The organism is Moorena sp. SIO3E8 (assembly GCF_010692445.1).
Taxonomy (GTDB): Bacteria; Cyanobacteriota; Cyanobacteriia; order Cyanobacteriales; family Coleofasciculaceae; genus Moorena; species Moorena bouillonii.
In genome coordinates this window covers 106,285-125,402 of record NZ_JAAHHM010000003.1, presented here as the reverse complement: position 1 = coordinate 125,402, position 19,118 = coordinate 106,285, and the positions used below count along the sequence as shown (strand labels likewise).

The following is a 19,118-nucleotide window of genomic DNA, read 5'->3' as shown; positions in this document are numbered from 1 at the left end:
TGCTGATAGCTGATTGCTGATAGCTGATAACGGATTGCTGATAGCCCTATAAAATCAAATCCATTGCTGTTTTTATGATTTCCTCCCGCTCCACCATTTTAGCAATTTCTTCAGCTTCATAACTTCCTTCAAATGCTTCTAATGAAGCGCGGTCTAGTGCGGATTGATAGGCATCTTCTAAAGTTTCTAATAATTCCGTTTCGGTTAGATAAGTTCCTTTAGCCTTGTGGCGCTGATTAGTACGTTGAATTTGTTTAACAGAATTACGGATTGATACTTCCCAAGATTTAGTCGTCCGTTTTTCAGCAGCTTTTTTAATTAGATGTAACAGCAGAATAATTCCATAGCTAAATAGTTTATTCAGTTTATCCGATTTGCTCATCTCCTCCAATTCTTCAATCAGTTCCAGGGCTTCAGGGATTTTGCCTTCGTAGAGTAATTCCTTTAGAGTCATTAATTCTTCCATTGGCTAATATTCCTCCGCTTTTCAATTTCCCCGTCGCGACTAATACTGAAATAACCAAAGATATAGCAATCGAAGTAAAGCTTAAGACATATTTCTACTCCCTGCTCCCTGCTCCCGATTCCCGATTCCCGACTCCCGACTCCCGATTCCCTACTCCCTACTCCCTACTCCCTACTCCCCTTAACCCATTACCCATGACCAAAATAACCGTAAAATTGCCCAATGTCTCCAATTAGGCTATTCAACTAATTCCGCAATTGTACGGTTATCTTATTCCTGAAATAGCTTCTACTATAGTAATATCTAAACCGAAATCTCGGCAGTATAGAGGCTGTTATAAACGAGCTAGTTTCGGATCTTCTGTTGACTAACGTTATCAAGACGGTAGGACAATAACTAGTCCAAAGGGAATCAACTATCAGGGCATCTACACATAGGGTTGCAAAAAGGTTGTTGTAAACTAAGAAGCTGATTTAACTTTTGGCTGTAAACTGTTGACGACTTACTGACAACAGTTTACCACAGGCTAAGAGTACAAATGACGCTAATTGGATTATAGCACCTCTAATCAGGGTTGCATCTACTTTTTTTCTGGTTTATTATTACTTAGTTTAGAGTTTATTCTGGAGAACCTTTATAAATTCTTGCTTGCTGCTGAGGTGTTATCCATGCTCCTCTTGAAAACTGGGTTTGAGGGGGTACAAACTGCTTTTGCAGTGGACTATATTCCAGAACCTCTCCGGTTTCTATCTTATAGACCCACCCATGAAGCCGAATGTCCTCACTTCTGAGTCGAGATTGAATAACTGGGTAAGTACGTAAATTTTGTAGCTGGTTAAGGACGTTTTCCTCCACCGCCCCATTCAGGAGTTCATCACCTTCATAGTCTTGATAGTGTTCTTTGATAATCCGGCGAGTAGCTTCGGCATGCTTGAGCCATTGGTAAACGGCTGGCATGTCCTCTTCTAGCTTGTCGATTTTCAGTAAACCTTTCATCGCTCCACAGCGATAGTGACCGCATACGACAATTTCATTAATGCCTAAGGCATAAATAGCATACTCTACTGCTGCTGGTTCACCGCCATTACTTGCTCCATAAGGCGGTATGATATTCCCGGCATTGCGGATGATGAACATTTCACCAGGCTCAGTTTGAGTAATCAGACTCGGGTCAATGCGAGAATCTGAACAGGTGATGAATAGTATCCTGGGATGCTGCCCGTGAGACAGTAACTCAAATAGGTCTCGGTGGGTCTCGAAGTAATTGGTCTGGAATTGATGCAGACCTTGAATCAACTGCTTCATTTAAGGCTTACAGCTAGATGTTCTATAATTGGGATCTTCAATAATTTTATAGGCAATAGCCGTCTTAATTGACTTTCAGGTTTGTATTTCGGTCAGCTATCAGTTATCAGCTATCAGCTATCAGCTATAGCAGAAGTCAGAAGTCAGAAGTCAGAAGTCAGAAGTCAGAAGTCAGAAGTCAAACTCTTGCGCTTACTTAGGTTTGAGACTTTTGTCATGTCCGCGCCTGCCCTGGCGACTGCTATATCAGCTATCAGCTATAGCGCTACGCTTAGCGTCAGAAGTTAGAAGTCAGAAGTCAAAAGTCAGCTATGAGTAAGTTTCGGAGTTTAGGAATGTCCTAACAGTAGCGCGTAGTGCTATATCAGCTAATAGCTGATAGCTTACCAGGTAAGTATTGGTTTAATCTCTGTTACGTCTGCTGACGGCACCTCAAGTAGCGTGAGCTTTTAGCTGACGGCTGACGGCTGACGGCACCTCAAGTAGCGTGGCCAAAGGCCAAGGCTGACGGCTGACGGCTAACGGCTGACCACTGACCGCTGACCGCTGACCGCTGAATGCTGACCGCTGATAGCTGATAGTATTGATTGAATCGGTACGGAGAGGGAGGGATTCGAACCCTCGTTAGAGTTACCCCTAAACAGCATTTCCAGTGCTGCGCCTTCAACCACTCGGCCACCTCTCCAGGTAAAGTATTCAGTTGGAGCTTTGAATCTTTTTCAATTCATCGCCCGATTTCTTATTATACAGAAAATTATATACGAAGTCAATGACTCAATCGTACACCATTCAGATTCATAATCGCCAAACTGGTGCTAAGCACAAGGTAAACGTGCCAACAGACCGCTATATCTTGCATTCCGCCGAAAACCAAGGTGTGGAGCTACCCTTTGCCTGCCGCAATGGAGCCTGTACCACTTGCGCAGTGCGAGTGTTGGCAGGAAAAGTCTACCAACCGGAAGCCATGGGACTATCTCCACAATTGCGGGAGCAAGGCTATGCTCTATTGTGTGTGAGTTATCCCCGGTCAGACCTAGAGGTAGAGACTCAGGATGAAGATGAAGTGTATGAACTTCAGTTTGGTCGATATTTTGCTAAAGGTAAGGTTCGGTTTGGGCTGCCACTGGATGAGGATTAGGACACTAGCGGAGCAGAGGTACAGTAGAGCGGGTAGCCTGCTGAGTTGCTTTCTGCTCTTCCTCGGGGGTTGCCAATTGACCAATGTCCCCAACCAGACTAGTGCTCAAGTGCAACGGGTGATCAGTGGACACACGGTGGATGTGTTGATCACCAATCAAGATCCACCATTAGTGGCACGAATCCGGATGATTGGTATAGAGGCACCAAGCTGGAAACAAAAGCCTTGGGGAGATCAGGCCAAAACCTGTTTACAGAAGATGCTTAGTGAAACTAGTGATCAACAATCGGTTATGTTAGAGCTCGATGTAGAGGAACAAGACCGCTATAGTCGCTGGTTAGCCTATGTATGGCTAGATGGTGTGTTAGTCAATGAGCAGTTGGTAGCTAAGGGCTGTGCCTTAGCTTCACCCCTAGCCCCAAATAACAAATATGATCATAAAATCGCCCGTGCTCAAGAATACGCCAGAATTATGGGCTATGGAATTTGGAACCCAGATCAGCCTTTGCGCTTGACACCAGCAGAATTTCGCCGTCAAAATCCTTAGTGGTTATTAGTTATTAGTCATCAGCTATCAGTTATCAGCTTAAGCGCTACGCGCACGCTACTTGAGGTGCTATCAGCTGTGCTTATGGGTACAGTCACAGTGTCGAAGCCTGTGCCAAGCTAGTGATCGGTACTTTTGAATAAAATCAGCTGACCGCTGACCGCTGACCGCTGACCGCTGACCGCTGACCGCTGACCGCTAACCGCTGACCGCTGACCGCTAACCGCTGACTGCTTACCGACTCAATTGATAAACTACAGGTTATCTGCTCAATGACAGAACATACCTCCGAACAACTACAAACTTTCCTTGATATTGCCGCTAAAGCTGCCACTGCTGCTGGTGATGTTTTGAAAACTTACTGGGGCAATCTCAAAACTATAGAAGAGAAAAGACGTCCTGGAGATTTAGTCACTGCAGCTGATAAAGAAGCTGAAGCAGTAGTCTTAGATATACTCAAAAACGATGTGCCAGACCATTCGATTCTGGCAGAAGAATCGGGTCAACTGGGAGACAATCAAAGTAAATACCTATGGGCGATTGACCCCCTCGATGGTACTACTAATTATGCCCATCAATACCCCATTGCTGCTACCTCTGTGGGGTTGTTGATTGACGGCAAGCCTCAGGTGGGAGCAGTATATAATCCCTTTCGGGATGAGTTATTGTGTGCAGCTGTGGGCTTAGGGGCAACCTGCAATGGTCAGCCAATCCAGGTTTCCCAAGTCTCTGACCTGAGTAAGAGCTTGTTAGTCACTGGATTTGCCTATGACCGGCGGCAGACTTCCGATAACAACTATGCCGAGTTCTGTTACCTGACTCATCTGACTCAAGGAGTTCGCCGTAGTGGTTCTGCATCCATCGATTTGTGTGATGTTGCTACTGGACGATTGGATGGCTATTGGGAACGAGGGCTTTCTCCTTGGGATGTAGCGGCTGGCATCGTTATCCTAGAAGAAGCTGGTGGTAAAGTTACCGCTTATGATCGCAGTCCTATTGATATTAATTCTGGGCGGATTCTGGCAACTAATGCCAAGATTCACGACAGTCTTAGTGCTGCCTTGTTAGAGACACCACCTTTATCTTCTTGGCCTTTATCTTTTTCGAAAGAATAATAATTAATAATTGTCATTAATTATAATTGTCAATGTAAAGTCGATTAACTAGCGTCCATGAGTGACGCATTTTTTATAGCTAATATCTACAATGTCTACAATCTATACAGAAACTGTTGCTCAATTTTTCCATGCTATTTCTCAACAAGAGGATTTAAAACAGCAGCTAATAGCTACTAGAAATCCAGAAGAGGTAGTTAAGGTAGCACAGGATTACGATTTTAAGTTTACCGTAGCTGACTGGCAACAGTTTATCCAGGGGCATCACTCTAGTCAGCCTACCAGTGATACTTTTAAAAATGAAATAATAGGATTAGATGTTACAGAAGAACAGTTAGATGCTTGGTGGAAATTTGCTTGGGAAACAGGAGATATCAATCTGATCGGGTGGGTTTATGACAAGAGAGATGCTATCAATTGGGTGCAATTGCTAGATGAGTTTAAAGTGATTAAAAAAGACGATTAATTGTCAGCTATCAGCGAACAGCGGTCAGCGGTCAGCGGTCAGTGGTCAGCCATCAGTGGTCAGCCATCAGTGGTCAGCCATCAGTGGTCAGCCATCAGTGGTCAGCCATCAGTGGTCAGCCATCAGTGGTCAGCCGTCAGCCCTCATTAATCAGTTTTCAGCTTATTTTATTCAAAAGCTGATAGCTGTTCGCGTAGCGCATAAACTGATAGCTGATAGCTGATAGCTGATAGCTGATAGCTGATAGCTGATAGCTCAAGATTCAATCACCCCATTAATCAGTAAAGCTGCCTTAGTTTTGTCTAAAATAACTTTTTCATAGGTTTTGATTGAGTCCTTATTAATGGGTGTAGCCATGAACCGATAGTGACTAGATGTTGTTAGTTCATCAATCTTCAGGTTAGTCGCCATCGGGTCTTCTATCTGATACTCTTTCTCGAAGTAAAGTAAGCTAATTGTGGTCAGGTGTATTCGATCAGCAATAGCAGCAGCAAGCAAGCGATAAAAACGAGCTGCAAAACGAGGGTCTTGCTCTAGTTTATGGGTTAATTTAGCTCGATCAATTGACCACACAATCGAGTCTTCTAAAGCTTTAACTGTAGCGGAAGGGGGATGATCTTTCACAAAAGACATTTCTCCGACTACTTCACCGTTGGATAATCGAGCAATTTCCCGACTTTTCCAAGCTTCAACGGAAACAGTTAACACGCCATCGAGCACAATGTAGAGGGCATTGATCGATTGTCCTTCATGAATCAAGACATGACCAGCTGGAATTTCTTTACTCTCCCCTGTGGCAATCATCCAATCTCGGTCACGGTCATTCAATTCATTCCAAGCCAGAAGCACTTCCGTGATACTAGGTTCCCATATCCCTCCTCGCTTGATCAGGTTATCCTTGGTCTGTTCAACCAGACCGGGATTTTTGCCAAACCGAGTTCCTGTGACTTGGGCATTACTGAGATTAGCATGGCTTAAGTTTGCTGAAATCAAGCTAGCGCCACTCAAGTTAGCCCCACTCAAGTCAGCCCCACTCAAGTCAGTGCCACTGAGTTTAGCATCCCTTAAATCAGTATCACTTAAGTCAGCATGGCTGAGATTAAGACGACTGAGATTAACACCCCTAAGGTTAGCACCTGCAAAGTCAGTAGTAATATCTAAACCAGCAACTTCTGCTAATTTCTGGAAATTCTTGGTCTTGGCTGCTCGAAAACCTTGGAGTGTCTTGTTTATTTCCTGGCTTAATTCTTGATTAAACATCCTGCAATACTAACCGACTTACATAAGGTTTTAATTGGCGCTTGAGTAAAAATAATACAATCTTTCGATCTAGGACTGCCCGTTCTTCTCGACTAATTTCTTGAAACCAGATTCCCTCCGCTTCATAAAGATGGACATTTTTCGGCAAAACTGTGAAAATCGCTTCGATATAACAGGGTTGATTGATATCTTGTTTGGTAATGCTGCCTAACCATATACTGCTGAGGGTTCCAGTTAATAATGGCTCACCACTTTTGGCAGCAAAAACCCAAGCTGGACTGGTTTCTCCACCTTTAGATGTGATCTGGTAATCCATGATGGTGAATTCATCAGTTTTTTCGTGATTGATATTTTTCCTGAGATTTAATTCTGTGCCTATGTTGAACTCAAATTGATTGGAAGTAGGGTCTAAACCCATGGACATCTTCTTGTCATGGTGAATTTGACTACCTTGCTTTGACCGTCGCTTTTTCTCTATGGAAACTTTAAAATCATCATTGAAACCACGGTGAGAATAGGGAAGTTTGCCATTGGTTAAGTTCAGCCTTAGCTCTCCACCGGTTAGCCCAAGTTTGATGCTACCACCCGGTAGTTCTAAAAATTGATCATGAAAGTTTATAGTTAAGAATAGGTCAATTTTATCTGGCTGAACGATAGTCCCCTCTAATTTCATAAACAGGCAATCTTCGTATTTATTCTCAATTTCAAGAGTTTCAAGTCTTTTTGGCAAATCCTGCGCTATTACCATGCCCGCTGAAATTGGAATCATGAAGTTAGTTTGATTAAAACCTAACATAATAATTTATATATTTTTAATCTATGTTGATCAGAAATTAAGATTTACAAAAGCTATAATAATCCTCGATTTATTCCGAGAAAATACTTATAGCTGTGTTCAATTGGCAATCGGGAATCGGGAATCGGGAATCGGGAATCGGGAACAGGGAACAAAGAAGAGGCAAGAGGCAAGAGGCAAGAGGCAAGAGGCAAGAGGCAACAGAGAACAGTTGACCCGGTGGGTGGAATGGGCATCTTGGTGGAACGGGCATCTTGCCCGTTTCATTTCCAGACGGACTTTCCCAACTAGCGAAGAGGCGAAAAATCAGGGCGAGCTCGTCTTATCACGCACCCTACGTACTTAACTCAGATTAAAATAATGCTTACCTGTTGTTTTGATGCAGCTGTTTGAACCTGTGGTGCGTTACGGGACGGACTGTCCCAATACTGGCTACTGATAAAACCAGGGTGAGTCCGTCCCTAACACACCCTACCCAACTAAAAATTCATTCTTCATTCTAAATTCTTCATTCTTCATTCTTCATTAGATTGGTCAACCCAAGCGCTCCAACCAATTTATTTCCCCTTGCCCACCCTACAAAACTGTGGTGCGTTACGGGACGGACTGTCCCAATACTGGCTACTGATAAAACCAGGGTGAGTCCGTCCCTAACACACCCTACCCAACTAAAAATTCATTCTTCATTCTTCATTCTTCATTCTTCATTCTTCATTCTTCATTCTTCATTCTTCATTAGTCTATTGCCTTTTGACTTGTTCAGCGAAGCTTCCTAATTTACTCTACAGGTATGCCAGTAGTTTGGCTAATCGTTTCATCATCCAAAAGAGGCAGAAGTTGGCGTGCAATTGTTTGGGCTTTTTCTTTCTCCCCTTCTTCTCTCCCTTGTTTCATTCCTTCTTCTATTCCTTGTTTCATTCCTTTTTCTATCCCTTGTTTCTCCGCAAAAAGAATCAGCCCTTGTTGGTCATGCATAAACATTTCTCGTTTTCCTAGTTCTTCCAACTCTTTCCTGGTTAAATTCGCCTGAGAAGCAATCCCAAATGCCTGTTGAAACTCTGGTAGTTGTGCCATTTTATCTGGGACTGTATCTAAGGAAGGGGCATTTTTTAAAAAATACATCCACAACTCATCCAATTCTTCTAACTCCTCCAACTGCTTCTCAAACTTCGGTAACTCTACAAACAATAATTGTAAGTGATTTTCTACGTAGCTGATGTTGGTACTTTTTTCTCGGAACTCAAAATGATTAATTACCTGATTATTCTCAGAAAACATAATAAAATCGGTAATAGTCAGAGCAATCACTGGTTTGAGATAACGGTAGCCTTCCCCTTGACCTAATTGTAGTGAGTAAGCTTTAGCTGCGTTATACAAAACTCGACGAGCAAAAGACTCTACCTGCAAAACCTGCATTTCAATAATCACTAGAGAACCATCCCTCAGCTTAGCTTTCACATCGAGGAAAGAGTCTTTGAGGATTGGCAGAGGAGAAGACTGATAAGGATCAATAATTTCCAAATCTTGGATGAGAGGTTGATTGTGATAGACAAGAGCATTGAGGAAGCTAATCAGAATCGGCTTACTTTCCTGGGAGGCAAAGATTTTTTTAAAGGCAAAGTCGGTTTTGGGGCTGATGAATTTCATGGCTGAGATTGGGCTGAGGGTTGGTTTACTCAAAAAAGTAGTAGACTACAACTATGATACAGCGGTTTGCAATTGCTGTTAGGTACAAATTGCTGGATTTTAGGGAACAGGGAACAGGGAACAGGGAAAAAAATCCTGTTGAGCTTACACTCCCCATCTCTCCACCCTTGCCACACTTACTTTCTTTTTTACAACTCTGATATCGACCCTACTCGTCTTCTTCTTCTTCCCTGAGCAAACGCCAAATCAATAAGCAAAGATTCAACACTATGATTAGGTTTGCATCAAGGAATAAAGCCAGTAACTCCACAACGAATTCTATTAATAGCCAACGTTTTAGGTTGCGATTAGTTTTTTTGGTCATGGCCATGATTTTCAATGTAAATGCTTCTGACCTCTAATCTATTGACTAAAAAAATAGGTGTATAGGAGTTTGATATAAAAATTTTTGACGGTATTTACTGGAAAGTATGACTAACTAAAAATAGGTATTTTAAATATGAATTAATAAACTTAAATAAGCTAAAATAAAAACAAATAAAAATTGGTGATTAGCTAACACAATTTCCAATCTACATGGCAGAATTTAAGTAAGCAAAAATTTAGCAAGTGGTTCGTTACGGGATGGACTTTCCCAACAATAGCTACCGATTAAATCAGAGTGAGCCTTTTGGTGGTGCGTTACGGGACGGACTTTGCCAACACTGACTACCAATAAAATCAAGGCGAGTCCGTCTTATCACGCACCCTACGCAACTGTGCTTCCCTTGCTGATTTGGTCCTAGACCTAACCCAAAGTGGGATCGAAATTCACTGTATGCGGGATCTGACTCGTGGTGGTTTGGCCAGTGCTTTAAACGAAATTGCCCTTGGGGCTAATCTTGGCATCCATATTGATGAAAGTCTGATTCCAGTCAAGGAAGATTTACAAGGAGCCTGTGAAATTCTGGGGTTCGATCCGCTTTATGTGGCCAATGAAGGTCGATTTGTGGTTATTTTACCGGAGCAAGAGTCACAAAAGGGTTTGGAGATTATGCGATCGCACTCCTTGGGAAAAGATGCTGGTTTAATTGGCAAGGTAACAGACGAGAATTCCAGTCTAGTCACTATGCAGAGTAAAATTGGTGCAACCAGGGTCGTGGATCTGTTAAGCGGTCAACAATTACCACGTATCTGCTAATATCATGTCCGGTTGAATAATTATACTAGACGCAAAAGTAAGGCATAAGGCAGAAGGCAGAAGGCAGAAGTAAAGGAGTAAGGTTTCAAGGGATAAAGTTTTTTATAACTAATTATCCGAACCTGATATATAGCAACCCTAAATAGCTTGTAACAGATATAATATAAATATTAATATTATTAACTAAAAACTATGAATAGTATAGATGAATTATCAAATTTTATTAATCAAACTATAGAGTCCAAAGAAATTAAAAGAGCTATAGCAGTTAAAATGATTCTCCAAGGAAAATCTTATCATGAGATTCAAGAATTATTACAAGTTTCTCATGGGTTTATTAGTAAATGGAAAAATCAAGCAATTTTTGAGGGTGTAGACAGTTTAACACTTAAATATAAAGGAAGAATAACAGGGTAAACGCATCTAAATCGAGTTCTAAAATTACGAGAATAAAACTGAAAAATTAAGGCTGATTGAGGCACTCAATTTAATAAACCTCCCTCACAAATTTAAGATTACCCAATCGGGTTATGTTGTTAGGTTTTTTTGGGAGGGATATTTTCTCACTTGAGCTACGCTCAAGTGCTTAAGTAGTAGCACTGGCTACCAAGATTTTTAGGAGAAACTCGTTATCAAGTCCTGCCTTATATCGCTTCATCGCCAAACTCCCCCGAGAGGGTTCTCTGTTGAGCAAGTTGACGGTTAAACGACGCAATAAACTCAAGTTTTCGGAAGCATAACCCTGGCGAATTCGACTGGCATCTTCTTGAAAAGTGACGTCAAGTACCCAATGAAGACTGTTCTCGATCCGAAGCGTGAGAACGGATAACAAGGTTGTGTTTCTCCCCATCTGCAGAAAGACTACTGATGTAGAAGCGAACTTCTGTAGTCGTCTTATTCCACATCTGACGGGTACTCTTAACCATGACAACTGTGCTCAATCCCTCCCACAGACTCTGGCGATGCAAGGCAGGTAATTGAGCAACCGACACCGCCCAACACTGACGAGTTTCAATCCGATGGTGCCGCGCTTCAATGGTTTGATGATAACTAAACTTTATGCCTTCCCAGTTCTTGGCTTGGGCTTGTTGAAACCAATCTTTAACTTGTTGAGCGAGTTTTCCCTGATTACCTTTGAGAGCTAACACATACTCCCCCTGTGCTTGTTTAATTTGCCCAGCGATTTGTCGCTGGGTTCCCATGGCATCGAGAGTGACTATTGCTCCTTTGAGGTTGAGTAACTTCAATAGTAGAGGCACTGCGGTAATTTCGTTGGATTGGCTGTCCACCTTTTTCTGGGCTAACATCAACGAATGTTCACTGCTCCAGGCACTGACACTATGTAAAGCTTTGAGTTTTCCCTCTCGGTCGTAAGACCCTAAGCGCGGTTTTGCCATCGATGTGGATCAGCTCAATGGTTAAATTTTCGGTAATGCTGTTGATCCAACTCAGAAAGCTTTCATGGAACTGTTGGGGTTCAAGGGCAGCAAACACCCGAGAAAATGTATCATGTGAGGGAATGCCATAGGGCAAGTCTAAAAAACTCTCCAACCATTTCTGTTTGGCTTGGCCATAGGTCTCTATCGCCACGAACCCATTGGCTCCGGAGAGGACAGCCAAAATAGCAATGGTGATTATCTCCATCAAACCATGATGTTTCGTTCTCTCCACTCTGGGGTCTTGAAGATGGGCGAAATGCTTGAGAACACTCTGTCTGAGGATCTTAGCCTCTGCTGCTTCCCTTGGTTGGAGAACAAATTTACCAAAGCCTTTTGCCATAGGGAAGTCTCCCAACAGGATAAATCTGGTATAGCCCTTAGTTTAACTCAATTACACCTTTATAGACCTTTCTAATTCAAGGATTTCTTTCTAGGAGACTGGGAGGGAGGGAATCTAGTGATTGCAGACGTGAACTGAGATAGTAACCGTCATTCCTAATACAAATTTTTAAGATTTTGTCAAGTACATTTTTCACAAAATTAGAGGCGATTACCCTGGGAAGAATAAGCAGGGCTATTTCATTCTCATGAAAGCTAATAAATGCTAGGCTTACAAGTTAGCTGAGAGTTTCATGAGTGACCATGCGTTTGTCTGCCCAATCTGCCCCTGCTGTCTCAGTTCCTAGCCTCACCCCAAATTTCTTTGCCCGACTCAAGCAATATCGAGGGATCGCGACGCGCTACGATAAGCGAGCCAAGAACTTTCTAGGAGCAATTTATCTGGCTGCTGCCGTAATCTGGCTTAATTGATGACACGCCCTAGAAGTCACTCTGGACAACTAAACTAATTATGCCAGTGCGACTTATATAATCATTGGTTTCTTGCTCTGTAGCTGGGCGGTTGCGAGTGGCACTGAGTTGCTGAACTGGTGGCTTGAACAAAGGAACCTGAACAAAGCAACCTGAGCAAAGCAACCTGAGCAAAGCAACCTGAGCAAAACTGCCTAATCCTAGCTTCAAGCCGACTCTGAAAACTATCAGTCAGTAAGTAATGATTCAATAATCTCCGGGACTGGATATAGTGAGTGGTCTCACTGAGTTTGACCGGGGGCTGGTAAAGGACAGCAATTGACATCATTCAAGCAAACTTTGCCCCACTTTAAGGCCCAACGAACCAAACCCACCCGGTTATCAGTGCAGGTTTTGGTCAGAATGTTACTGATATGATTATCAACAGTGCGCTTACTGATTGCCAGCTGGTGAGCAATCTCGAGATTGGTTAAACCAGCCGCTACATGTTCGATGATTTGCAATTCGCGGTAAGACAGAATTGCGGGAGTCTGGGATTTACCACTAGCCATAAGTAATTTTTCTCTAGTAGATATACCTATCTTATCTAATTTTACCGCCAACGGTGAACCGCTTCACGATATCTCCTATGGGTGAATAAATAGATTATCAGTAAACCGGACAAAGAAGAATTGCGGAAAGGCGAGTGGGAGGAGTGTGGGAAGTGTGGGAGGAGTGTGGGAAGTGTGGGAAGTGTGGGAAGTGTGGGAAGTGTGGGGAGTTAGATGAGCAACTGGCGTCGAAACGTAAGCTTATGGGCGACGCGCACGCTACTTGAGGTGCTTATGGGCGACGCGCACGCTACACCGAACAACTTTCAGCCATTCCCGTAGCGTGGCCAACGGCCAAGGCTGACGGCTGACGGCTGACGGCTGAATGCTTACGTCGAAACTTCTGAAATTAACATCAATGGAGAGCAACTAATGGAAGGTCTTAGTGAATTTATTAACCAGAGAATGGAAGAGTGGAAAGTCCCAGGGCTGGCTGTCGCTATTGTTCACGATAGCCAGATCATCTTTTGTGAAGGCTTTGGTTTTAGGGACGTAGAAAAAGGCGTGAAGTACCCCAACCTGCTTCGCTGAGGTTGGGGCAAGCCATTCTCAACTCAAATCAGGGACGGTCTTATTCGTCTCTGGGATTTCCCGCTTCATCCGCCGATGCCTCAACCAGAGGCGCTTTCCAAGGCCGGGGAACCCGGCCTTGGAAAGCGCGCCTGCTGATATTGGTCTTACTCAGCGTCCACAGGCAGACGTCCGCCTTCCGCAGACGTATAGTTTTTTTTTCGACAGACTCACCTTGGAATTACGACTCTATGGTCAACCAGCCGGGGCAAGTCTCTTCCCTGAGCTCTGCTAGTACTTTGTAGACCTAATGGTCTGAAAACTGATAGGATATCAGACCGTTTGTCAGGTAGCCTTTTAGTCAGTCAGGCGGGTCAGCAACCAACTTTATTATAACACAAATTATTGTAATTTGTCGTCTCGCTATCCATCCCCACGTTGTAAGAAGGTGGGGATGGATAGCGAGTTTTGTTAAAAGTAACCTCTAAAACCCTGTTTGCCATTGGGTCTTGCACTAAAGCCTTTACCACAATGGCTATGGGCATCTTGGCTGAGGGAGGAAAATTAGATTGGGATAAACCAGTTAGACATTATCTGCCCACCTTTAAATTATGGGAAGAATTTGTTCAGCAGGAAATTTTTAATCCTTTGTCGATGGTAGACAGCAATTTTTCCGTTGTCAAATCCCAGGAGACTGACGATTTTTCCCTTCTTTATCGAGAGAAAGATGACGTAGTTAAAGCCATCCCATTTCGCAATATCGACACTATTGGTCCTGCTGGCTCTATTAATTCCAATGTTACTGATATGGCGAAGTGGCTTCTACTCCATCAAAACCAGGGAAACTATGAGGATAAGCAGATTATCAACCCTGATCTTCTTACTCAGATGTATACGCCACAAATCGTGATGCCGTCATCCCTTGAGTATCCGGAAATCTGGCATTCCTTTTATGGATTAGGATGGATGCTCACTTCCTACCGAGGTCATAATCACGTTGAGCATCGGGGTGGTATTGAAGGATTTTCTGCCCTGACAACGTTGATGCCTCAAGAAAAAATTGGTGTAGTAGTTCTCAGCAATCTCCACGGAACCCTATTGCCAAGTATTTTGACTTATCACATATGCGATCGCTTGCTCGGTCTCGACGAAGTGCCTTGGAATGAAAGGATTAAGAGTAAGGTTGAGGAAGCTAAACAAGCGGCTGTTCAAGGCAAACAGAACACCAAAGCACAGCGTAAAACTGGTACTCACCCCTCACATCCCCTAGAAGATTACACAGGAGATTTTGAGCATCCCGGATACGGAATAGTTTCAATTGCGATCAAAGATCAGCAGTTAACGGCAACTCATAATTCCATCGTTTACGAACTAAAGCACTACCACTATGATAGTTTTGAATTACTATCAGAAATACTTGATGATACTTTTCAACTATTATCTTTCTTTAATGACCCCAAAGTAAATATTCAGAGACTGTCCATATCCATAGAACCGAAGGTGAAGGATATTGTATTTGAAAGGATGCCTGACCAGAGCATGTTCACCACTAATTTTATGGAAAAATTTGTTGGTGACTATGACATTTCTGGTCGATCTCTGACTATCTTGCTCAAAGATAATAAACTAGTTGCGTTATTAGCTGGTCAGCCAGAGATAGAGTTAGTTCCTTACCAAGGAACCGAATTGAATTTTAAGAATTTACCAGGATATAGTATTAACTTCACTACCGATAATGCTGGGGTTGTGACTCAAGCAGTGATTACTCAACCCAATGGGGTATTCACGGCTAATAAAAAAGTGTCTACGTAAGCTATAGCAAAGGGAGTAGGGAGTAGGGAGTAGGGAGTAGGGAGTAGAGAGAATAAAATTGACTGTACCTCAATAATATGTAAAATAGTGTTTGCGTCAATTCTTGTCCACTGTTCCCTGTTCCCTGTTCCCTGTTCCCAACAACTGCCGCGAAGTCTAATCAGTAATTTGTTGAATTCAAACCTTCCATCTACTCAACCCCTACCCAAGGTAATTGCTAATCACATTGCTACAGCACCTAACCAGCGAATTACCTTTGCCCAGTACATGGACTTAGCACTATACCATCCACAGCTAGGTTACTATGCTACTGGTGCAGTTAACATTGGTTCATCAGGAGACTTTTTCACCTCACCCCACCTAGGAAAAGACTTCGGGGAGTTACTTGCTGAACAGTTTGCCCAAATGTGGGATATCCTCGGACAACCTAATCCCTTTACCCTGATGGAAATGGGAGCAGGACAGGGACTCCTAGCAGCAGATGTTCTAGTTTACTTGCACCAGCACTACCCAGATTGCTATGGTGCGGTAAATTACATCATTGTGGAAAAGGCAACAGCAATGATTGCTCAACAGAAGCAGCTGTTGTTGAAACTAAACCTACCTAGACTAAACAATCACCAACACTCGTTACCTGTGCGGTGGTGTTCTTGGGAAGAAATAGAAGACAATTCCGTGACTGGTTGCTGTTTCTCTAACGAATTGGTTGATGCGTTACCGGTACATCAAGTTGTGCTGCAAGCAGGAGATCTCAAAGAAATCTATATCGCAACTGTTGATCAGGATGGCGATGACATTAAGTTTGTAGAAGTTTTAGATACCCCTTCTACACCGCAACTGAGAGAGTATTTTGATTTGGTAGGTATTGATTTGTTCTGTGGTTCCTATCCAGAGGGTTATCGCTCTGAGGTGAATCTAGCAGCACTGGATTGGAAAAAAACGGTTGCGAAACGGTTAAACCAGGGATTTGTCCTAACTATTGATTATGGCTATCCAGCCCAAAAGTATTATTTGCCAGCCCGTGATCAGGGAACACTACAGTGTTATTATCGCCACCGGCACCACAATAACCCCTATAGTTATATCGGCCAACAAGACATTACTGCTCATGTGGATTTTACTGCCCTAGAGCGACAAGGAGAGTTATGTGGTTTGGGTAAGGTAGGGTTCACCAAGCAAGGGTTGTTTCTAATGGCATTGGGATTAGGCGATCGCATAGCTGCCCTTTCTGATCCGACAGAAGGGGGAAATGGGATTGGCCGTAGGTCACGCTACGCGAACGCAACAGCACAGGATGTTATCAGGATTATGCAGCGTCGCCAACGGTTACACCAGTTGATCGATCCCACCGGATTGGGTGGCTTTGGGGTTTTAATTCAAAGTAAGGGATTAACGCCATCAGCAGAACGGATGGCTCTTAAAGGGTTGACCGTACCACCGATCAGCTCATAGGGCTGCGCCCAGGGAAATAGAAAAGAGAGGGGAGTGTGGGGAGATGGGGAGATAGGGAGATGGGGAGATGGGGAGATAGGGAGATGGGGAGATAGGGAGATAGGGAGATGGGGAGATGGGGAGATTTTTATTAAAGGTAATTATCCGGACATTATATCTAGCGGTTCTCATAGTAATTTTCTGATAATAATAAGATAAACAAGATTTTTTCCCAATTCCCGATTCCCTACTCCCGATTCCCTACTCCCGATTCCCTACTCCCGATTCCCTACTCCCGATTCCCTACTCCCGATTCCCAATTCCCGATTCCCGATTCCCGATTCCCGATTCCCGATTCCCGATTCCCGATTCCCGATTCCCAATTCCCAATTCCCGATTCCCAATTCCCAATTCCCGATTCCCTAAAATCCCAAATCCTATCTATCACAAAAAATTCACACTTATTTTAGATAGTGTATTTGTTGAATCTTGGCTAGAGGCGATTCATGCACCAATCGCCTCGTTCCTTATATTTAGGCTAGTTTTCAGTAAACTAATCCCACCGAGTAATCAGATTAGAAAATTTTTTCTGGATGAATAAACTGGTAACCTGCATCAATTATCTTTTTATTTGACACTCGGGCATTGTAAGGTCGGGCTTTAGTAACGGAGGAATCCCAGGATACAGAGGGTAAGTTGTGCTGTTTAAATACTTTTTCAAGCAAGTCTTGATAAGTCAGTATTTGGTCATCTACTAGATTATAAATCCCTTGCAGTTGGTGAGAACGGACAAATTCTATCGCACCAACTATGTCATCTAGATGAATCCAATTGGTGACTTCTTGACCCGAACCCTCACGAGTAGTACCTGCGAATCGACCAAATATTTTGAGTAGTTCCCGCTTCGGACCATAAATTCCTCCCAGACGCAGGATACAAACCTTCAGATTAGGATTGGATGCTGATAGTAATACCTGCTCGGTTTCCGCCAGAATTTCATAATTGGGACTAGGGGGAGCAATCGGTGATGTTTCGTCTACCCAGCCTCCCTGTCGATCACCGTAGACAGCATAGCTTCCCGTGTAAATTAGCTGTCGTACCGTAGGAGCGGTTTTGAGCACAGAAACTAAGGTTTGGGCTGTGTCTAAGTAGGTTTCTTGATAGACCTTACCATTGGCAGCACCCACAGACAGAAGAATAATCTCCTGGTTTTTCACTACCGATTCTAAACCAATCGGGTCGTTTCCTTTAACCACAACCACTCGGTCAGCAATTGTTTTTAGTTCTGGGACGCGCTCAGGGGTAGTAGTGGTTACTGTAGTGGATAACCCTAACTCTTGATGCCAAAGGTGAGCAACGGCACTACCCACGTATCCACAACCAATGATTGCTACATTCATAGCTCGTATGTTTGAAAATTCGATTATTATAAAAAATCTTACCTTCGCGCAAGCTTTAACCCTTGGGTCTTGCCTTGAAAACTCCATCTTTTTAAAACGGGGATGAAACCTGAGCGTGTGGAGGGGTTTTAACCGCCGTTGATAGTTTTCTTGACATCTGGGTCTAATTGCGTTAAAATAATCCTGGATTACCAGAAAGTTTTAACAAGAGTGGGAACGCAAAATTTAGCAAGTAACAAAAGTTAAAAAAAAATCAGTTAATCAACTAATAAAGTAATAAACCAACAACAAGTTTAACCTATTGGTTAAACCAATAATTTAAAAATAAATTAAAAAAACAATAAGTTATTGCCCAAATCCTTCGTCCGTAGAGTAAAGTAAAAAGTATCGCCAGAGATAGGGTACTGCGTAATCCTTGCCTAACAATTTGGTCACCTAGGTCGGCTTAGAAGCAAAAAACTAGTTAGCTATCAACAGCCGTTTTGATAAACAAGTTACAGCAGGGAATGCGGAAAACTGGGTCAATAAGACCTAAAACCCTTCGGGAGATTTGCCCTCTAGCTTGGTTGGTATAAACCTTTCAGGTTATGGCGAGTATATCAACCGAGAATCCTCCGTGCGAGCAATCCCTCCCACGGGGGAATGTCAAGATAGAAAAGTTTAGCTATCAGCAAGCCCCAGGTCTATATGGCTCGCTACACTCGTTCCATTAAAATCACTATTCCCCTTGATCGTCTTCTGCCGTTACTCATTGAGGTTCTAAAATCGCAGGATTTTGAAATTCTCTACGAGAGTGATGACTATATAATGGCAAGAGAGAGTCCGGGTAATATATCCTTTACCAAGCTGGTTACAGTGGACGTATTGATTGACAAATCGAAAGCCACTGCTCAACAAGTGCCCATCAATTTTGTCGTCAAAAATGAAGAGTTACCTCTACAGGTTAATAACCATTGTCGGCAAATGTTTGAGCTACTTCAGGAGGCAGTTAATAACAATCCCGATTGGCAAGTTGCGGAGGAGCTAGCTACTTAAAAAGTAAGTAATCAGCAATCAGCGTTTGAATAGCTTTTGAAGAAAAGAGGTAAGGATTCGAATAATGCTGAGTTACCTCACAGCGCTTGTGGCCTGTGCCACCTCGAACGAGGTTTATTTTCAGCTGACGGCTGACAGCTGACGGCTGACCGCTAACGGCTGACCGCTGAC

Annotated in this window: 25 protein-coding genes, 1 tRNA gene and 3 pseudogenes; 15 read left to right on the top strand and 14 right to left on the bottom strand. The window is 43.1% G+C overall.

Annotated elements, in window-relative coordinates; translation table 11 throughout:
• Positions 1-46: 46 nt before the first annotated feature.
• Positions 47-466, bottom strand: a complete 420-nt coding sequence (locus F6K46_RS02025) for a DUF29 family protein (protein ID WP_075905323.1) — start codon at positions 464-466, stop codon at positions 47-49.
• On the opposite strand from F6K46_RS02025, the gene F6K46_RS02020 reads away from it, so the two are divergent.
• The gene (locus F6K46_RS02020) at positions 466-702 is read left to right on the top strand and encodes a hypothetical protein (RefSeq protein ID WP_293058318.1); all 237 of its coding nucleotides are present in this window, start codon (positions 466-468) and stop codon (positions 700-702) included. The two genes, F6K46_RS02025 and F6K46_RS02020, sit on opposite strands and share 1 nt — an antisense overlap.
• A 382-nt stretch (positions 703-1,084) precedes the next feature.
• Here F6K46_RS02020 and F6K46_RS02015 read toward each other — a convergent pair whose 3' ends face one another.
• Positions 1,085-1,771 carry a carbonic anhydrase gene (locus F6K46_RS02015; RefSeq protein ID WP_293058315.1) on the bottom strand — a complete coding sequence of 229 codons (687 nt, stop codon included), beginning with the start codon at positions 1,769-1,771 and terminating at the stop codon, positions 1,085-1,087.
• 81 nt (positions 1,772-1,852) lie between these two features.
• On the opposite strand from F6K46_RS02015, the gene F6K46_RS02010 reads away from it, so the two are divergent.
• Positions 1,853-2,059 carry a hypothetical protein gene (locus F6K46_RS02010; RefSeq protein ID WP_293058312.1) on the top strand — a complete coding sequence of 69 codons (207 nt, stop codon included), beginning with the start codon at positions 1,853-1,855 and terminating at the stop codon, positions 2,057-2,059.
• Positions 2,060-2,369: 310 nt separating this feature from the next.
• On the opposite strand, the gene F6K46_RS02005 is transcribed toward F6K46_RS02010, so the two are convergent.
• Positions 2,370-2,456: transfer RNA gene (locus F6K46_RS02005), tRNA-Ser, on the bottom strand.
• An 84-nt stretch (positions 2,457-2,540) separates the two neighbouring features.
• Here F6K46_RS02005 and F6K46_RS02000 point away from each other — a divergent pair.
• The 5 genes from F6K46_RS02000 (at position 2,541) to F6K46_RS01980 (ending at position 5,187) form a co-directional block, all read left to right on the top strand.
• Complete coding sequence (locus F6K46_RS02000) at positions 2,541-2,909, top strand: 2Fe-2S iron-sulfur cluster-binding protein (protein WP_008178059.1); 369 nt, start codon at positions 2,541-2,543, stop codon at positions 2,907-2,909.
• A complete protein-coding gene (locus F6K46_RS01995) occupies positions 2,899-3,456 on the top strand; it encodes a thermonuclease family protein (protein ID WP_293058307.1) in 558 nt (185 codons plus the stop codon). The genes F6K46_RS02000 and F6K46_RS01995 overlap by 11 nt, the downstream gene beginning before the upstream one ends.
• 272 nt (positions 3,457-3,728) lie before the next feature.
• Entirely contained in the window at positions 3,729-4,571 is an 843-nt protein-coding gene (locus F6K46_RS01990; RefSeq protein ID WP_293058304.1) for an inositol monophosphatase family protein, read from the top strand.
• Positions 4,572-4,662: 91 nt separating this feature from the next.
• Entirely contained in the window at positions 4,663-5,037 is a 375-nt protein-coding gene (locus tag F6K46_RS01985; RefSeq protein WP_293058301.1) for a Nif11-like leader peptide family natural product precursor, read from the top strand.
• A complete protein-coding gene (locus tag F6K46_RS01980) occupies positions 5,038-5,187 on the top strand; it encodes a hypothetical protein (protein ID WP_293058298.1) in 150 nt (49 codons plus the stop codon). It begins immediately after the preceding gene.
• A gap of 105 nt (positions 5,188-5,292) precedes the next feature.
• Here F6K46_RS01980 and F6K46_RS01975 read toward each other — a convergent pair whose 3' ends face one another.
• The 6 genes from F6K46_RS01975 to F6K46_RS01950 form a co-directional block, all read right to left on the bottom strand.
• Entirely contained in the window at positions 5,293-6,297 is a 1,005-nt protein-coding gene (locus F6K46_RS01975) for a pentapeptide repeat-containing protein (RefSeq protein WP_293058295.1), read from the bottom strand.
• Positions 6,290-7,066 carry a hypothetical protein gene (locus F6K46_RS01970; RefSeq protein WP_293058292.1) on the bottom strand — a complete coding sequence of 259 codons (777 nt, stop codon included), beginning with the start codon at positions 7,064-7,066 and terminating at the stop codon, positions 6,290-6,292. The genes F6K46_RS01975 and F6K46_RS01970 overlap by 8 nt, the downstream gene beginning before the upstream one ends.
• Positions 7,067-7,192: 126 nt before the next feature.
• Positions 7,193-7,360 carry a hypothetical protein gene (locus F6K46_RS01965; protein ID WP_293058289.1) on the bottom strand — a complete coding sequence of 56 codons (168 nt, stop codon included), beginning with the start codon at positions 7,358-7,360 and terminating at the stop codon, positions 7,193-7,195.
• 510 nt (positions 7,361-7,870) lie between these two features.
• Entirely contained in the window at positions 7,871-8,740 is an 870-nt protein-coding gene (locus tag F6K46_RS01960; protein WP_293058286.1) for an Rpn family recombination-promoting nuclease/putative transposase, read from the bottom strand.
• Positions 8,741-8,765: 25 nt separating this feature from the next.
• The gene (locus F6K46_RS01955; protein WP_293058283.1) at positions 8,766-8,897 is read right to left on the bottom strand and encodes a hypothetical protein; all 132 of its coding nucleotides are present in this window, start codon (positions 8,895-8,897) and stop codon (positions 8,766-8,768) included.
• Between the two features lie 51 nt (positions 8,898-8,948).
• Positions 8,949-9,110: a hypothetical protein gene (locus F6K46_RS01950; protein WP_293058280.1), complete on the bottom strand. Its 162-nt coding sequence runs from the start codon at positions 9,108-9,110 to the stop codon at positions 8,949-8,951.
• A gap of 405 nt (positions 9,111-9,515) precedes the next feature.
• On the opposite strand from F6K46_RS01950, the gene F6K46_RS01945 reads away from it, so the two are divergent.
• Entirely contained in the window at positions 9,516-9,920 is a 405-nt protein-coding gene (locus F6K46_RS01945) for an AIR synthase-related protein (RefSeq protein WP_229424163.1), read from the top strand.
• A gap of 192 nt (positions 9,921-10,112) precedes the next feature.
• A pseudogene (locus F6K46_RS01940) lies at positions 10,113-10,425 on the top strand (helix-turn-helix domain-containing protein); the annotation flags it as partial.
• Between the two features lie 81 nt (positions 10,426-10,506).
• On the opposite strand, the pseudogene F6K46_RS01935 reads toward F6K46_RS01940, so the two are convergent.
• A pseudogene (locus tag F6K46_RS01935) lies at positions 10,507-11,699 on the bottom strand (ISAs1 family transposase).
• A gap of 359 nt (positions 11,700-12,058) precedes the next feature.
• Between F6K46_RS01935 and F6K46_RS01930 the strand changes: the two are divergent.
• Positions 12,059-12,169: pseudogene (locus F6K46_RS01930) on the top strand (transposase); the annotation flags it as partial.
• A 281-nt stretch (positions 12,170-12,450) separates the two neighbouring features.
• Here the strand turns inward: F6K46_RS01930 and F6K46_RS01925 are convergent.
• Both F6K46_RS01925 and F6K46_RS01920 read right to left on the bottom strand, forming a co-directional pair.
• Positions 12,451-12,720, bottom strand: a complete 270-nt coding sequence (locus F6K46_RS01925; protein ID WP_075900424.1) for a LuxR C-terminal-related transcriptional regulator — start codon at positions 12,718-12,720, stop codon at positions 12,451-12,453.
• 258 nt (positions 12,721-12,978) lie between these two features.
• Positions 12,979-13,128, bottom strand: a complete 150-nt coding sequence (locus tag F6K46_RS01920; RefSeq protein WP_158069620.1) for a hypothetical protein — start codon at positions 13,126-13,128, stop codon at positions 12,979-12,981.
• 3 nt (positions 13,129-13,131) lie between these two features.
• Here F6K46_RS01920 and F6K46_RS01915 point away from each other — a divergent pair, with 3 nt between their 5' ends.
• The 4 genes from F6K46_RS01915 (at position 13,132) to F6K46_RS01900 (ending at position 16,731) form a co-directional block, all read left to right on the top strand.
• The gene (locus tag F6K46_RS01915; protein WP_293052729.1) at positions 13,132-13,290 is read left to right on the top strand and encodes a serine hydrolase; all 159 of its coding nucleotides are present in this window, start codon (positions 13,132-13,134) and stop codon (positions 13,288-13,290) included.
• Between the two features lie 447 nt (positions 13,291-13,737).
• Positions 13,738-15,081 carry a serine hydrolase gene (locus F6K46_RS01910; RefSeq protein WP_293052726.1) on the top strand — a complete coding sequence of 448 codons (1,344 nt, stop codon included), beginning with the start codon at positions 13,738-13,740 and terminating at the stop codon, positions 15,079-15,081.
• Between the two features lie 213 nt (positions 15,082-15,294).
• Positions 15,295-16,533, top strand: coding sequence for a class I SAM-dependent methyltransferase (locus F6K46_RS01905; protein ID WP_293052746.1), 1,239 nt, complete (start codon positions 15,295-15,297; stop codon positions 16,531-16,533).
• A 33-nt stretch (positions 16,534-16,566) separates the two neighbouring features.
• Positions 16,567-16,731, top strand: a complete 165-nt coding sequence (locus F6K46_RS01900; RefSeq protein WP_293052723.1) for a hypothetical protein — start codon at positions 16,567-16,569, stop codon at positions 16,729-16,731.
• A gap of 70 nt (positions 16,732-16,801) precedes the next feature.
• Here the strand turns inward: F6K46_RS01900 and F6K46_RS01895 are convergent, their stop codons facing one another.
• The gene (locus tag F6K46_RS01895) at positions 16,802-16,960 is read right to left on the bottom strand and encodes a hypothetical protein (RefSeq protein ID WP_293052720.1); all 159 of its coding nucleotides are present in this window, start codon (positions 16,958-16,960) and stop codon (positions 16,802-16,804) included.
• 127 nt (positions 16,961-17,087) lie between these two features.
• Entirely contained in the window at positions 17,088-17,912 is an 825-nt protein-coding gene (locus F6K46_RS01890; RefSeq protein WP_075900418.1) for an NAD-dependent epimerase/dehydratase family protein, read from the bottom strand.
• Positions 17,913-18,599: 687 nt separating this feature from the next.
• Between F6K46_RS01890 and F6K46_RS01885 the strand changes: the two genes are divergently transcribed.
• Positions 18,600-18,947, top strand: coding sequence for a hypothetical protein (locus F6K46_RS01885; protein ID WP_293052717.1), 348 nt, complete (start codon positions 18,600-18,602; stop codon positions 18,945-18,947).
• The last annotated feature ends 171 nt before the right edge of the window (positions 18,948-19,118 follow it).